Origin of the sequence: Neorhizobium phenanthreniclasticum (genome assembly GCF_040066075.1) — a bacterium.
Classification (GTDB): Bacteria; Pseudomonadota; Alphaproteobacteria; order Rhizobiales; family Rhizobiaceae; genus Neorhizobium; species Neorhizobium petrolearium.
Genome location: NZ_JBEAAL010000001.1, coordinates 585,027 through 599,321, shown reverse-complemented (window position 1 = coordinate 599,321; position 14,295 = coordinate 585,027). Strand labels below are relative to the sequence as shown.

16 protein-coding genes, 1 tRNA gene and 1 riboswitch are annotated in these 14,295 nt (G+C 61.0%); of the genes, 5 read left to right on the top strand and 12 right to left on the bottom strand.

Annotated elements, in window-relative coordinates; genetic code table 11:
• Positions 1 to 158: 158 nt before the first annotated feature.
• Positions 159 to 692, bottom strand: coding sequence for a GcrA family cell cycle regulator (locus tag ABK249_RS02960; protein WP_037159029.1), 534 nt, complete (start codon positions 690 to 692; stop codon positions 159 to 161).
• Positions 693 to 1,097: 405 nt separating this feature from the next.
• Here ABK249_RS02960 and ABK249_RS02955 point away from each other — a divergent pair, with 405 nt between their 5' ends.
• The 3 genes from ABK249_RS02955 (at position 1,098) to ABK249_RS02945 (ending at position 4,430) form a co-directional block, all read left to right on the top strand.
• On the top strand, positions 1,098 to 2,294 hold the full coding sequence (locus tag ABK249_RS02955; protein WP_348862181.1) for an aspartate aminotransferase family protein: 1,197 nt from the start codon (positions 1,098 to 1,100) through the stop codon (positions 2,292 to 2,294).
• Between the two features lie 52 nt (positions 2,295 to 2,346).
• Positions 2,347 to 3,264: an ornithine carbamoyltransferase gene (gene argF, locus ABK249_RS02950; protein WP_037159027.1), complete on the top strand. Its 918-nt coding sequence runs from the start codon at positions 2,347 to 2,349 to the stop codon at positions 3,262 to 3,264.
• A gap of 176 nt (positions 3,265 to 3,440) precedes the next feature.
• Positions 3,441 to 4,430: an Hsp33 family molecular chaperone gene (locus tag ABK249_RS02945; protein ID WP_348862180.1), complete on the top strand. Its 990-nt coding sequence runs from the start codon at positions 3,441 to 3,443 to the stop codon at positions 4,428 to 4,430.
• Positions 4,431 to 4,466: 36 nt separating this feature from the next.
• On the opposite strand, the gene ABK249_RS02940 is transcribed toward ABK249_RS02945, so the two are convergent.
• The 3 genes from ABK249_RS02940 to ABK249_RS02930 all read right to left on the bottom strand — a co-directional run bounded on the left by ABK249_RS02940 (position 4,467) and on the right by ABK249_RS02930 (position 8,053).
• Positions 4,467 to 6,041, bottom strand: a complete 1,575-nt coding sequence (locus ABK249_RS02940) for a tannase/feruloyl esterase family alpha/beta hydrolase (RefSeq protein WP_348862179.1) — start codon at positions 6,039 to 6,041, stop codon at positions 4,467 to 4,469.
• Positions 6,042 to 6,157: 116 nt separating this feature from the next.
• Entirely contained in the window at positions 6,158 to 6,550 is a 393-nt protein-coding gene (gene apaG / locus ABK249_RS02935) for a Co2+/Mg2+ efflux protein ApaG (protein ID WP_037159018.1), read from the bottom strand.
• Positions 6,551 to 6,868: 318 nt separating this feature from the next.
• Complete coding sequence (locus ABK249_RS02930) at positions 6,869 to 8,053, bottom strand: O-succinylhomoserine sulfhydrylase (protein WP_348862178.1); 1,185 nt, start codon at positions 8,051 to 8,053, stop codon at positions 6,869 to 6,871.
• 46 nt (positions 8,054 to 8,099) lie between these two features.
• Positions 8,100 to 8,178: riboswitch (SAM riboswitch) on the bottom strand.
• A 71-nt stretch (positions 8,179 to 8,249) separates the two neighbouring features.
• Between ABK249_RS02930 and ABK249_RS02925 the strand changes: the two genes are divergently transcribed.
• Together ABK249_RS02925 and ABK249_RS02920 are read left to right on the top strand one after the other, a co-directional pair.
• Positions 8,250 to 9,344: a 2'-deoxycytidine 5'-triphosphate deaminase gene (locus ABK249_RS02925; RefSeq protein ID WP_348862177.1), complete on the top strand. Its 1,095-nt coding sequence runs from the start codon at positions 8,250 to 8,252 to the stop codon at positions 9,342 to 9,344.
• 56 nt (positions 9,345 to 9,400) lie between these two features.
• Positions 9,401 to 9,474, top strand: a tRNA-Gly gene (locus ABK249_RS02920).
• A gap of 80 nt (positions 9,475 to 9,554) precedes the next feature.
• Here the strand turns inward: ABK249_RS02920 and ABK249_RS02915 are convergent.
• Genes ABK249_RS02915 through ABK249_RS02880 form a run of 8 tightly spaced genes read right to left on the bottom strand, consistent with a single transcriptional unit; the run spans position 9,555 to position 14,292 of the window.
• Positions 9,555 to 10,616, bottom strand: a complete 1,062-nt coding sequence (locus ABK249_RS02915) for a tyrosine-type recombinase/integrase (protein WP_348862176.1) — start codon at positions 10,614 to 10,616, stop codon at positions 9,555 to 9,557.
• Positions 10,598 to 10,801 (bottom strand): hypothetical protein, encoded by a 204-nt coding sequence (locus tag ABK249_RS02910; RefSeq protein WP_348862175.1) that lies wholly within the window; start codon positions 10,799 to 10,801, stop codon positions 10,598 to 10,600. The genes ABK249_RS02915 and ABK249_RS02910 overlap by 19 nt, the downstream gene beginning before the upstream one ends.
• Positions 10,801 to 11,142: an HNH endonuclease signature motif containing protein gene (locus ABK249_RS02905; RefSeq protein WP_348862174.1), complete on the bottom strand. Its 342-nt coding sequence runs from the start codon at positions 11,140 to 11,142 to the stop codon at positions 10,801 to 10,803. Before ABK249_RS02905 ends, ABK249_RS02910 begins: the two co-directional genes overlap by 1 nt.
• On the bottom strand, positions 11,139 to 11,417 hold the full coding sequence (locus ABK249_RS02900; RefSeq protein WP_348862173.1) for a hypothetical protein: 279 nt from the start codon (positions 11,415 to 11,417) through the stop codon (positions 11,139 to 11,141). Before ABK249_RS02900 ends, ABK249_RS02905 begins: the two co-directional genes overlap by 4 nt.
• Positions 11,417 to 12,139, bottom strand: coding sequence for a hypothetical protein (locus ABK249_RS02895; RefSeq protein WP_348862172.1), 723 nt, complete (start codon positions 12,137 to 12,139; stop codon positions 11,417 to 11,419). Before ABK249_RS02895 ends, ABK249_RS02900 begins: the two co-directional genes overlap by 1 nt.
• Positions 12,136 to 12,819: a hypothetical protein gene (locus ABK249_RS02890; protein WP_348862171.1), complete on the bottom strand. Its 684-nt coding sequence runs from the start codon at positions 12,817 to 12,819 to the stop codon at positions 12,136 to 12,138. The genes ABK249_RS02895 and ABK249_RS02890 overlap by 4 nt, the downstream gene beginning before the upstream one ends.
• Positions 12,819 to 13,934, bottom strand: a complete 1,116-nt coding sequence (gene dnaN, locus ABK249_RS02885) for a DNA polymerase III subunit beta (RefSeq protein ID WP_348862170.1) — start codon at positions 13,932 to 13,934, stop codon at positions 12,819 to 12,821. Before dnaN ends, ABK249_RS02890 begins: the two co-directional genes overlap by 1 nt.
• Positions 13,921 to 14,292 carry a hypothetical protein gene (locus tag ABK249_RS02880; protein ID WP_348862169.1) on the bottom strand — a complete coding sequence of 124 codons (372 nt, stop codon included), beginning with the start codon at positions 14,290 to 14,292 and terminating at the stop codon, positions 13,921 to 13,923. Before ABK249_RS02880 ends, dnaN begins: the two co-directional genes overlap by 14 nt.
• Between the last annotated feature and the right edge of the window lie 3 nt (positions 14,293 to 14,295).

Genomic DNA, 14,295 nt, shown 5'->3' with positions numbered 1-14,295 from the left:
TCGTCCCGAAGTCTTGGCCCAATATGGGGGAGGCCGTCCTCGCTCCGTTGAGATAGGTGCTTTCGAACCACTCGGCAAGTCTTGGAAGGCATGGCTGCCATGCGCAAGAAAAAAGCGGGCCTCGAAGCCCGCCTTCAATTCATCCTCGTGCCGGTTTTTCAGGCCCGGGCGGCGGCTCTGCGGCGGTCGTGCACCGGCTGATAGGCGAGCCGGGCATGGTAATTGCAATAAGGTGAGGAATCCGGGGAGTCGCAGCCGCAGAAGTGGAAGTCTTCCTTGAGCGGATCGCCGACGGGCCATTTGCAGGTGCGCTCGGTGAGTTCCGTCAGTGCCAGGCGGCGGGAAATCGGCACCACGACATTGCCGGCCGGCACGTATTCCATCTCCTGGAAGGAGTCGACCTCGATCTCCTCCTTCATGACGGTCGCGCCGACAGCACGGGCGACGGTCCGGGTCGTAACCCGGGAGGCGTAGTTCGGAGCCCTTGGGGCAGACGTCGTGCGCTTGGTGGTGCTGCGACCGGTTGCCACGGTGCCGCCGGCCTTCGCCCGGCCCGGCAGGCTGAGGCGATGCACTTTGCCGATCACGGCATTGCGGCTCACGCCCCCCAATTGCGCAGCGATCTGGCTGGCGCTAAGGCCTTCCGACCACAATCTCTTGAGTTTCTCGACACGCTCGTCTGTCCAGTTCATGCCCGTTCTCCGCCGTTGAACGTTGCAGGCATGCAGAATCCTTCCACCTTTGCTGAGGACATCATTCCGCAGCACCCACTACATCTATGCTTGAGGTGACTAGTTCCGCCGCATGCAGTCTAGTAATTGACGATTAACCTAGTGTGAGGCTGACTCCGTGGCAAGAGTCGGAGGAATCTGCAGGAATCGATTTCGTGGTTTTCCCCAACTTGCTGTTCGGGAGAGTCATTTTTGTCACATCTGAAGGCGCCTGCCTGTTTCTTAGCCAAGGTCACGCAAAATACCGCGGTTTGTTGACATTCATAGCCTAAACATCGATAGTGCCACCGCCGCCCAGTGGGCGGCATTTTTGATTTTTTGGCCGGTTCCACGGCTTTTTGGATTGCCTAGAGGAGTGATGTCGCCATGGCTGAAGCCGCGCTTTTCGACACCTTTGCCCGGGCCCCGTTGCGTTTCGAGCGTGGCGAGGGTGTATGGCTCGTGACGGAAGGCGGGGAGCGATATCTCGACTTCGGATCGGGTGTCGCGGTCAACTCGCTTGGTCATGCCCATCCGCATCTCGTCGAAGCGCTGAAGGCGCAGGCCGAGAAGGTCTGGCATACCTCCAATCTTTATGAAGTGCCCGGGCAGGAGACCCTCTCGCGCCGCCTCGTCGGGAAATCCTTCGCGGATAAGGTGTTCTTCACGAATTCCGGTGCGGAGGCGCTGGAATGCGCCATCAAGACAGCCCGCCGTTATCAGTATGTGAAGGGCCATCCGGAGCGGTTCCATATCGTGACCTTCGAAGGCGCCTTCCACGGCCGCACGCTTGCGACCATCGCCGCAGGCGGCCAGGCGAAATATCTGGAAGGCTTCGGGCCGAAGGTCGAAGGGTTCGACCAGGTGCCCTTCGGCGATCTGGACGCGTTGAATGCGGTCATCACGGAAAAGACGGCTGCGATCCTGATCGAGCCCATCCAGGGCGAGGGCGGCATCCGTCCGGTTCCGAAGGAATTCTTGGCTGCGCTGCGCAAGATCTGCGACGACAATGGCCTGCTCCTGGTTTTCGACGAAGTGCAGACGGGCGTCGGTCGCACCGGCAAACTCTTCGCCTACGAGTGGTCGGGCGTCACGCCGGATATCATGGCACTCGCCAAGGGAATCGGCGGCGGCTTCCCGCTCGGCGCCTGCCTCGCGACCGCGGATGCGGCTTCGGGGATGACGGCTGGTACCCATGGTACGACCTATGGCGGCAACCCGCTCGCCATGGCGGTCGGCAATGCCGTGCTGGATGTCATCCTCGCCGACGGTTTCCTGGAAAACGTGCGCGACGTATCGTTGATCTTCCGCCAGGGGCTTGCCGGCCTCAAGGATCGCTTCCCCAATGTCATCGAGGAAATCCGTGGCGAAGGTCTGCTCCTCGGTATCAAGGCGAAGGTGCCGGCGGGTGATCTCGTTGCGGCGATGCGCGGCGAACATATGCTGGGCGTTCCGGCCGGCGACAATGTGGTGCGCCTTCTGCCGCCGCTGACCGTTACCGTCGAGGAGGCCCGCGAGGGGCTTGCCCGTCTTGAAAAGGCGGCGGAAAAGCTTTCCTCCGCCGAACTGAAGAAATCAGCCTGAGGGGCAGAAGGGGGCGCCATTTGATGGTTCCCTCTCTATAGGGAACCGTAAGATGGCCGCACCGAAACATTTTCTCGATCTTTCCGCCATGTCCTCGGCGGATCTGAGGACGATCCTCGACGATGCCAAGACCCGCAAGCAGGCGACCAAGGCGGGCACGGCGGAAAAGCCGCTTGCCGGCAAGATGCTGGCGATGATCTTCGAAAAGCCTTCGACGCGCACCCGCGTTTCCTTCGATGTCGGCATGCGCCAGCTCGGCGGCGAGACGCTCTTTCTTTCCGGCACTGAAATGCAGCTCGGTCGCGCCGAGACGATCGGCGACACGGCAAAAGTCCTCTCCCGCTATGTCGATGCGATCATGATCCGCACCACCGATCATTCGCGCCTTATGGAGATGGCCGAACATGCGACCGTGCCGGTCATCAACGGCCTGACGGACGACACCCATCCCTGCCAGATCATGGCCGACCTGATGACCTTCGAGGAGCATCGTGGTCCGGTGAAGGGCAAGACCTTCGCCTGGACGGGCGACGGCAACAACGTCCTGCATTCTTTCGTGGAAGGCGCGGCCCGTTTCGGCTATCGCATGAATATGGCGGTGCCGATGGGTTCCGAACCGCATGACAAGTTCCTGAACTGGGCGCGTGACAACGGCGGCGATATCATGCTCTGCCACGATGCCGAACGCGCGGTCGCCGGCGCCGATCTCGTCGTCACGGACACCTGGGTTTCCATGAACCAGGAGCACAAGGCGCGGGGCCACAACATCTTCCAGCCCTACCAGGTCAACGGCGCGCTGATGAAACGGGCGGACAAGGACGCGCTCTTCATGCATTGCCTGCCCGCTCATCGCGGCGAGGAAGTCACCGACGAGGTGATCGACGGTCCGCAGTCGGTCGTCTTCGACGAGGCGGAAAACCGCCTGCATGCCCAGAAGTCCATTCTCGCCTGGTGCTTTGGCGCTGTCTGAGCCTCGTTGCGCGCAGCCTTGATTTTCAATGCAGCCGGTCCCATCTACCGGCTGTCAATCGCGCCGCGTTTTTAAGAAGCGGCGTTTCAACATACATCGTCACGTCTTTTCCTCCAGCCAGCGGTTCCGCTCGGGCTGGCGCTTGTGTAAGACTGTTGGCGCGAAGGAGTGAAGTCATGGCGGAAGCGACTGTGGTACTGAACGATCTCGATTTTGCCGGAGATGACCGCGTCGTTCCCTTCCAGGTGGAAGGCTTGGACGTACGTGGACGGGCAGTTCAGCTTGGGCCGTTGCTCAACGCCATTCTCGGCCGCCATGAATATCCGGCGCCGGTTGCACGTTTGCTTGCCGAGGCGATCGTGCTGACCGCGCTGCTCGGCACCTCGTTGAAATTCGATGGCAAGTTCACCGTCCAGACCAAAGGCGACGGTCCGGTCGACTTGCTGGTCGCTGACTTTTCCACGCCCGATGCTCTGCGCGCCTATGCCCGCTATGACGAAGAGGCGCTTGCCGAGGCCATCGAGGAAGATCGGACCTTTCCGCCCGATCTCCTGGGCAACGGCGTACTTGCCTTCACCATCGATCAGGGCAGGGGCATGCAGCCCTATCAGGGCATCGTGCCGCTCGACGGTTCCTCGCTCGAGGAAATTGCCGACGTCTATTTCCGCCAGTCGGAGCAGATTCCGACCAGGGTTCGTCTGGGTGTTGCCGAGCTTTTCGACCGTGATGCCGAGGGCAGGCCGCGCCACAACTGGCGGGCTGGCGGATTGGTCGCCCAGTTCCTGCCGCAGGCGCCGGAACGCATGCGCCAGCCGGACCTGCATGGCGGTGACGGCGACGAGCGCGAGCTCGATTTCACGGAGGACGATGCCTGGACGGAAGCGCGTACGTTGGTGGAGACGATCGACACGGACGAGCTGACGGACCCGCAGGTCCCGATCGAGCGGCTGCTGTTCCGGCTGTTCCACGAGCGCGGGGTGAGGGTCTACGAACCGCAGACCGTCTATGACCGCTGCAGTTGTTCGCGCGAGAAGATCAAGAGCGTGCTGAACGGCTTTACCGCCGAGGAGATCGAGGCGAGCCAGGAAGATGGCCATATCGCCGTCACCTGCGAGTTCTGCTCGACCACGTATCGCTACGAAGCGGCCGAATTCGCCGAGGCTTGAAGTCGAAGGCGGGAGTTTCCTCCCGCCTTTTTCGTCTCATGGCATCTTGCACTGGAAGTTGGTGCCGTCCTTGAGGTCGCCGCTGCCGGAATATTTTGCGACCTGCGGATAGGGGCAGAGCGGCCGTGTCATGGCAGGCTTGCCGTCCTTCACCTGAGCGGCCTGTATCACCTCCGGCGGCTTGCCGTTTTCCACCCAATCCATCAGCGGCGTAAAGGCGTCAAAGACGTCCGTGCCGTAGCCCATACTGCAGTGGTACATGCCGGGCACCATGAAGAGGCGGTAGAATTCCGCAGTCCGCTCGGCGCCCATCTGCTTGCGGACGGATTCGTAGTAATTGACGCCCATCATCGGGTTGAGCGCCGGGTCGGACCAGCCGAAATAGGTGATCATCCGTCCACCGCGCTTTTCGAATTCGCTGAGATCGGGATTGGTCGCATCGACGATCTCCCGGATCATGCCGATCTTCGGATATTCCGTGTCGAAGTCGAAGGTCTTCCAGTCGATCGCCTTGCCGGAGGCGGGCAGCATGGCCATGTTTTTTACGAAGGTTTCTCCATAGGCGAGCTGCCGGCTCGGGCCCTCTTCGGAGACCATCCACATGTCCCAGCCGCTGGTGCCGGAGGCATCGACGCCCTCGGTTCCGTGTTGCACGCCGGGAAATATCGTCTCGCCCTTGATCCTCACGCCGCCGGCCAATGTCTTCAGCGTTTCCACCTGCGCATTGGTGAAGCAGTCGGAACCACCGGCCTCGCAGGTCTTCAGGTCCTTGGCAGGATCGAAATTGCATTGACGCGGGTCGGCGATCAGCCCGTCCTCGGCGCCGTCGATCCCATCGCATTTGTCCATAACGGCCTTGGCCAGCACGGGAAGCTGCGCCTTGCTGATCGGCGCCTTGAGCAGCGCCCGGGCGTTCCAGACACCCCATATCTGCGTGTTGGTGAGGTCGAGGACGGGCGCACCGGCCAGGATGCCGTCGAAATCGCCGGGATGACGCTGCGCTGAAATCAGCCCCTGGCGCCCGCCTGTCGAGCAGCCATCCCAGTAGGAGAAGGAAGGGTGCCGGTCGTAATAGCGTGCGGCGATCGCCTTCGCCGTCTCGACCGTCACATGCACGGCACGTGAACCGTAGTCGATCAGGAGATCGAGGTCCTGGGCGAAATCGCCGAGCTTGTAGGTGGCTGCGTCATGTCCGGTATTCTGCTGGACTGTCAGGAAACCTCGCGAAAGTGCGGCATCGCGCGTGGCGATGCGTGATGGCGCGGCGAGGTTCTCGCCTGCATAACCGCCATTGCCGAACATGTAGAGCCGCCGGTTCCAGTTGTCGGGCAGGGTGATCTCGAAGCGGATCTGCGGCTGGATATATCCGGTCACCTGGCAATGGCCCGGCAGGGTGCCGGCCATTGCCACATGCGTGGCCTTCAGCATGGTTACCTCGGGGAGGGATTGGCCGTTCAGCATCCCGCAGGCGATCTGCGGCGAGACGGTGGCGGCCGAAAAATCCGGCCTGTCCTTCATGTCGATGAAGCTGCTCTTGTTCTGCGCCAGCGCGGGTGTGAAGGCCGCCAACGTCAGAAGGGCGCAGGACGCCAGCAGAAGAGGACGTGTCATCAAGGCTCCTCCCAAAGACCGTTTTGACGGCCTGAGAATGCCGGAGGAGGAAAGGAGCAACAAATAGAAAAAACGGCACAACCCATAACCTCGGGGTTGTCGCCGCGGCTGCGGGTTCAGTTGAGTACGCGCAGGAGGCCGGGCGAATCCAGAGAGAAGGCGGGGATGGTCACTTCGAAGGTTTCGCCCTCGTCTGTCTGCATGTCGTAGTGGCCGAACATCATGCCGGACGGCGTGTCGAGCGGGCAGCCCGAGGAATATTCGTAGGAATCGCCGGGTTTCAGCCGTGGCTGTTCGCCCACCACGCCGGGACCGTCGACCTCGTCCACCACACCGTTCTGATCGGTGATGTGCCAGTAACGATGGACCAGCCTCACGGAAATCGGCGAATGATTCTCGATGACGATGCGGTAACCCCAGACGTAGCGGCTTTCCTCCGGATTGGATTGCTCCTCCAGGTAGTAGGGTTCGACAGCGACTTCGATATCTCGTGTCCGGGCGCGATACATGCGGCACCTCAACAATGCTCACTTGCGTTTCTGATTTCGAAGTTCGTCATACTTCGCAGCAACTTTGGAGCGAACTTCCGAATCCAAAGAACATGAGCAGTTTTATAATTCCCGTGTGGTTTCGGATTTGAAGTTCGCCGCAGCGCTTGCCGCGAACAATACTGCGAATTTCAAATCCACCACACTGGCCGATATTGTACAGGGCTGCTGAAACGTCAAGAATTCTCACGGTTTGAACAACGGAGTGTGAGCGTTTCTTGAAATTAGGGATAACTGATATGGTGAATCCGGTAAGACCGGACTCACCATGCCGGGTCGTTAGGCCGTAACTTCGGAAAGCGCCTTCGCGAAATCCTCGAGCAGGTCCTCGGTGTCTTCGATGCCAGCGGAAAAGCGTACGGTGCCGGGCGAAATGCCGAGCTCCGCACGGGCCTCGTCCGTCAGGTTCTTGTGCGTCGTCGTGGCCGGATGGGTAATGAGGCTCTTGGAATCGCCCAGATTGTTGGAAATTCTGACGATCTCCAACGCGTTCTGAAGTTTGAAGGCGGCTTCCTTGCCGCCCTTCAGTTCGAAGGCGACGAGCGTCGAGCCGCCTGTCATCTGCCTGGCGATGATATCGGCCTGCGGATGGTCCTTGCGGCCCGGATAGATGACCTGCGCCACCTGGCTCTGCTCGGCCAGGAAATCGGCGATCTTCGAGGCGCTCTCCGTCTGCTGCTTGACGCGCAGCGGTAGGGTCTCGATCCCCTTCAAAAGCGTCCAGGCGTTGAACGGCGACATGGCCGGGCCGGTATGGCGGAAATAGTCGTGCAGGTTCTCGTCGATCCAGGCCTTGTCGGACAGCACAACGCCACCGAGGCAGCGGCCCTGGCCGTCGATATGCTTGGTTGCCGAATAGACGACGATATGCGCGCCGAGCTCCAGCGGCTTCTGGAAGAGCGGGGTTGCAAAGACGTTGTCGACCACCACTTTCGCGCCGATCTGGTTGGCAAGCCTGGCGACGCCGGCGATATCGACCACTTCCAGTGTGGGGTTGGTCGGGCTTTCCAGGAAGAAGACCTTGGTCTTCGGAGTGATCGCCTTTTCCCAGTTTTCGAGATGGCGGCCGTCGACCAGCGTGCAGTCGATCCCGTATTTCGGAGCGAGTGTCTCGACCACCCAGCGGCAGGAGCCGAAGAGGGCGCGTGCCGCGACGATATGGTCGCCGGCCTTCAGCTGGCAGAGGATTGCAGCGGTGACGGCAGCCATGCCGGAGGCGGTGGCGCGCGCGTCTTCCGCACCTTCCAGCATGCACATGCGCTTTTCGAACATATCGTTGGTGGGACTTCCGTAGCGTGCATAGATGAAGCCGTCCGTCTCGCCCTTGAAACGGGCTTCGGCGGCTTCCGACGTGTCGTAGACGAAGCCCTGGGTCAGGAAGATCGCTTCCGAGGTTTCGCCATATTGCGAGCGCAACGTGCCGCCGTGAACGAGCTGGGTTGCCGGGCGCCATGTCTTGGTCATGTTAGTTCCCACCTTCAACAACAAAAAAACCGGCCGCAAAAGCAGACCGGTTTGGCACCCGGTCTTTTTAGCCACTTATTTAACGTGGCTGCAAGCCGACCGGCCAAATCACCACGGGATAAAGCTGCCATACGCCCGCTGCCTTCTTGCGTCAATGGTCTCGATTTGGTTTTGTCACCTGAAATACGGAAGAGACATGATGGCTCGCGAAACAGGCATTCTGGCGGACCGCGCGATTGCGGCGCTTTTCAAAAATGGACGGCTCACCTCCGAGCGGGAGCTTGACCTCGATCAGATCCAGCCCGCAAGTCTCGACCTGCGCCTGGGCACGAAAGCCTTCCGCGTCCGCGCGAGCTTCATGCCTGGCCCCACGCACCTCGTATCCGACAAGCTCGACCGTCTGAAACTGCATGTGATCGATCTTTCGGAAGGTGCGGTCCTCGAAACCGGCTGCGTCTATATCGTGCCGCTGATGGAAAGGCTCGACCTGCCGGCCGGCATGTCGGCCTCGGCTAACCCGAAGAGCTCGACCGGCCGGCTGGACATTTTTACCCGCGTCATCACCGACTACGCGCAGGAATTCGACAAGATCCCGGTCGGTTATTCCGGTCCGCTCTATCTCGAAATCTCGCCGCGCACCTTCCCGATCGTCGTGCGCCGCGGCTCGCGCCTGTCGCAGATACGCTTCCGGGTGGGGAATGCCCTGCTCGGCGAGCCGGAGCTGCTGCAACTCCACAATGACCAGGTTCTCGTCGCCGCCACCAAGCCGAACGTTTCGGGCGGCGGCATCGCGCTGTCGATCGATCTCACTGGCGACAAAGAGGGGCTGATCGGTTATCGCGGCAAGCACCACACGGCGGTGGTCGATGTCGACAAGAAAGCCCAGCACGACATCTTCGATTTCTGGGAGCCGCTCTATAGCCGCGGTCGCACCGAACTGATCCTCGATCCGGATGAATTCTACATCCTCGTCTCGCGAGAGGCCGTGCATGTGCCGCCGCTCTATGCAGCCGAGATGACACCCTTCGACCCGCTGGTCGGCGAATTTCGCGTCCATTATGCCGGCTTCTTCGATCCGGGCTTCGGCCATGAAGCCGCAGGCGGCCGCGGCAGCCGGGCGGTGCTCGAAGTGCGCAGCCATGAAGTGCCCTTCATCCTGGAGGATGGCCAGATCGTCGGACGCCTCGTCTACGAGCATATGCAGGAAAAGCCGGAAGGGCTTTACGGGACGGGTGTCGGTTCGAACTATCAGGCACAAGGCCTGAAGCTCTCCAAACATTTTCGTACATGATCGAAAGCGGGAACGCTTGACACGCAGCCCCATCTGTTGAAAGTCTCAACCCGCAAGCGGGTGTAGCTCAATGGTAGAGCAGCAGCTTCCCAAGCTGAATACGAGGGTTCGATTCCCTTCACCCGCTCCACCTTGATCCACAGGCACTTCCGGCATTTTTCTGGCTTCAGAACAAACCGTGGTTTTACAGACAGTTTTACACCCGCCTGTTCATCCCTCGTTCTTTTTCGCCTGATCTGAGCGGCGTTGGCGCGCATCGTTGATCTGCCGAATCGCCTCGCGCGTCGCCGCTCCTCGCGCGACATAGCGCTTGATGATCTTCTCGACGTATTCCTCTTCCCAGCCCATGATCTCTGCGATCACGCGGATGGACAGGCCGGCGATATAGAATTTTGTCGCAGCCGTGCCGCGCAAGTCGTGGAAATGCAGATCCCGTTCCTGCATGTTGGCCTCGACCTTCGCCGTCCAGAAGGAACTTGCCAGGCCGTCGTTCGTCCACGGCTTCTTTCGGCTGTTCGTCAGGATGACCGGCGATCGCTTCGGGATCCTGCCCAGCAGACTGCGAAGATCGTCGTAGAGCGGGACGACTGCCTCCCGCCTGTGTTTGCTCTTCCCCGTCGTGATGACGATCGCATCCTCGCCGACGTGCGACCACGAGAGGCGCACGAGATCGCCGACACGCAAGCCGGTATGGGCCGCGAGGTCGACGGCGAAACAGACTTCATCGGAGGCGACCGCCTTGATCTGGGCTATATCGTCATCGGTCCAGACGATCTCGGCGCGTGAGCTGGTGTAGAGGTGCTTGATGCCATCACAGGGATTGGAGGCGATCTTTCCCAGAGGGTCGACTCCATGGGAGAGGATGCGGGACAGGACCTGCATGCCGAGGTCTGCGGTGCGGGGCGTTTTGGCGTACTGGTTTCGCCAGCGCCGGATAGAAGGCCTGATCTTCTCATGGTGATTGAAGATCGCCGTCCGCATCTGGCCGAAGTGCGCGGAGATCCTGTCGAGCCATGGCGACCAGACGCGCCTGGTGGAATCGGAAAGTTTCGGGAATTCCGTCTTCTTGTAATGATTGATGACGGATTGGAGTTTCGTGTCGTCAACGGCGTGCCGGCTCTCGATCGCTTCATTGTAGGAGGCCATGAACTCGGCCGTTCCCGGGACGCCTTCCAGCCGCGGGCCACCTCGCCAGGCATAGTAATATACGAAGATGCGACCGCTCTTCCTGATCTTGACGGTGTGGATGCCTTTTAGCTCGACTTGGACCACCTGGCCTCATTCTCCCTGATTTCGCGATCGATCTCGTCCTCTTCGGACGCTTTCAGGGGGACAAAATGCCACCGCATGCCGCCATCCGGCAAGGTGTCCAATGCGCAAGGCGTCAGGCCGCTCTCCTTGAGGGCGGCGAGCGTTGTCTTGATGTCGGCGGCGCGGATGCCGGCGCGGCGTGCCATCAGCCCACCTCCTCACACACCATTGCGGCGCGTCGCGCCTCCCACTGGCGCAGGATATTGCGCTTGCGGGTGACGAGCTCGAGATGTTTCGGATCCGGCCGGACGCAGAGGCGATTCCGGCAGACGTGGTCCAGTTCCTTCTTTCCGGGAATGTAGCCGTGCTCGTTGGTCCACATGACCAGGTGCACTGCAACGGTCTGCCCCCCCAAGGACATGCGCGGATAACCGGCGCCGCGGCCTTCCGAACCGGACGTCGGACCGGTCCAGATCCAGCAGCCGGTCACCTCGTCGACCTTGACGCGCGCCATGATCTTTTCGCGGATGTGGTCGCGGCGTGTCATCTTGGGTATCTCGGCCAAACAGGTCCGAAGTCGACGACGACGCTGCGGACGGCATCTTCTGACCCGACATAAACAGGAGGCTGAGCGCCGCCCATCAGGACGGACAGGAAGACTCTTCCGGTCCGGCTGATTTCGGCGACCTCCTCCGGTGAGAGTTCCCAGCATGAGACGGCAGCATGAGCATTGCGGAAAACGTACATATCCTGCACGTTCTCCGCGCCCTCAGGGGCCTTCATCAGAGTATTGGCGCCATCGAATTGAACGGGGAAAGCCATCACTCAACCTCCCTCAATGTTGCGCACTGCCCACGACACGCGATTCCACTGGCAACATCGGGGCAGATTTGCCGGTGTTCGCAGTGTGGCTTGCTCCCCACCTCCCTCGGCGAGGGTGCTGGGGAGCCGGTCAGTTCAGCGTACCGCGCAAGGAAAGCCTCTGCTGCCTGCTCTGGCGCCCACGGCGTGATGTGGAAATCGTATGGCTCGATGTCTGTCAGCGACCATTTCTCACCGCGCCAAAGCAGCAGATCGCGCCGCTCGGTGGCGAGCATTCGAACATCAGCATGTTTCAGCGCGACGGGGTCGGTCATGGTGATGCCGAACCTTTTGAGGATCGCCGCCTCGCAACGCTTCTCAATCGCTTTGAACGACGGGTTCAAGGATTTGAGCGGAGCGGTCATGTCGCCGCAAACAGCTTCCCCAACTTCGTGCATCAGCGCCTGCAGCCGAAGCTCCGGCGGCACCATGAGGCTCATCAGGACACAATGCTGCGCGACGGAATAGAAGACGCGGCGCTGCAAGAGACGGCTGAAGCACTGGCCAGCGCACCGACCTTCGAAGGCCAGCCCGTAGGCGATATCCTCGATAGTGATTTCACTGCTCTCCGGATCTTCGAAATCGAAATACGTGCCGGAGCCGAGCAGTATGGTTGGACCGATCGCCTTGCGGATGACGCCGGCTCGCATGTCGTCGATGATCTTTTCGTCTTGCTCGCTCATTCTGCCTGTCCCTCCGATGCGAGGGCGGCCTTCAGTTTGTCGGATAGCGCATTCCAGCGCTCCATCTCCTCGATCTCGTGAGGCCGCAAGCCGCCGCGAGCATGATGGCCCATATACGTCAGCGCATTGGACGCGACATGTTGCGAGAGGCGAGTTCGCTCCCATTCGGTCAGGACGATTGGCGCGGTAGCGTAAACTTCGCCACCCACCAAATGCGTAACGGGCGCGGGGTCATCGCAAGCAACGCATGTGCCGTCGCATTTGGTGGGATAGAAGCAACAGCAATCCCGCTCCACATGTGTCTGGGGTGGTGGGGGTGCAATGGCGACAGGAAGCGCCGACCCGACGGGCTTGGACGCCTGCTTCGCTCGGATGGCCTCGATCTTCCTCCAGCAGCGAAACAGCTCATCCTCGCCGGCATTGGTCATATCGAGGCCGTGGGGTTCGCAGAAGGCGGCGAATGTAACCATGACGCCGCCGACTTCCTGCGGAGGATGCCCGACCGGGCGGGAATAGACATAATCCTCCAGTGCCGAGATGCGCTCGCGCGGATAGCCGACCGACTGCAGGAGCTCGATCACTTCCTCCAGGAAGCGGTCACCGCGCTCCAGGCGATCGGCGGAGATCTCCTCGCCGAAGCAGGCATGCATCCATTTCTGTACCCGTTTCTGGAAGTTCATCACGCGGCCCTCACTCTGGTTGGCATCAGGATGATGTAATTGTGCTCGTCGCCCTCAGCGCGAATTCTGGCGGGGGCGGCGTCCTGGCCGACCGTCAGTTCAAGCTTGTCCTCGTCGAGATGGGCGAGCGCCGACAGGACGAACCGGCCGTTGAAGCCGGTCGTGATCTCGCCGCTCGCCTCGATCGGAACCTCGTCCTCTCCTTCGCCGGCCTTCATGTCGCGCGCGGAGAGCGCGAGAGAGTTGGCGGTGAACTTGAAGCTCATGCCGTAGCCAGCATCCGGCGTGGCGATCAGCACGCGCGTGACGGCGCCGCCGAGAGCCGCGCCGCTGAACTTCGACGTCACCGAATCGGCGGCCGGCAAGATCTTCTGGTAGTCGGGATAGATGCCCTCGACGAGCTTCGTCGTCAGCGTGGTGCGGCCGACCGTGAAGACGATCATCTGTTTCGAGAACTGCATCTCGACGTCCTCGCCGTTCGACAGCAGGTTCTCGATCGGCCGGACAGCCTTGTTCGGGATGGTGATTGCCGGCAGCCCGGAAATGTCCTCGTCGAAGGCGATCGCCTCGATCATCCGCTTGGCTACGATCCGGCCGTTCGTGGCGACCACGTCCATGCCCTCCTTCATCGGCCGGACATGCACGCCGCAGAGATGCGCCCTGGCGTCGCTGGTCTCGGCCGCGAAGGCGACGCCTGAAAGCGCCCTGGCAAGGACTTCCGAGGAGAGGCTGACGGAATGCTGCAGCCGCGCGACGTTGAGCTTCGGATAGTCCGCGGCTGCCATCGCCGGCAGTTTCAGTTTCGACCGGCCGGAGCGGATCTGCACCTGGCGGCCTTCGTCGATCAGCTCGATCGAGACCGACGCCTCCGGCGCGTTCTTGACGATATCGACCAGTCGATGCGCCGGGCATGTGAAATCGCGAAAGTCATCCGTCAGCACGGCGTCGCAGGTGCTGCGGATCTCGATATCCAGATTGCCGCCGGTCACCGAAATGCCGTCGCCGGCCCTTTCGATCAAGAAATCCGACATGACCGGGTTCTGGCTGTTCGCCTTGACGGCTTCAATGACGGCGGAAAGCGCCGCCTGCAGCGCAGGTTTTTCAGTTTTCAGCATGGGCGGGAACCTTCTTGCCGGAGAGGCGGGCGGCGATGCGCTTTTCGGTGGACGGGGGGGCAAGCCCTCCCTGGTATTCGCGATAGATCAGGTCCATCGCCTCGTCGTTCTCGCCCATGGCGATCAGGCGATAGCAGCGCTCCATCCATGGGCGCAGGTCGACATCGCGATCTTCGAGAACGTCCATCAGCTCCGCGGTGGAGAAATCGGAAGCGCTTGGCGGATCAAGATTGTCCTTCCAATCATCCTTTAGCTTGTCGTGAACGCCCTTGCGCCGATGGACTTCGCGTTCGATGACGTCGTCTTCGACATCGCCGATGTCGAACGAGATTTCCGTATTGATGGTGATGACGGGCATGGT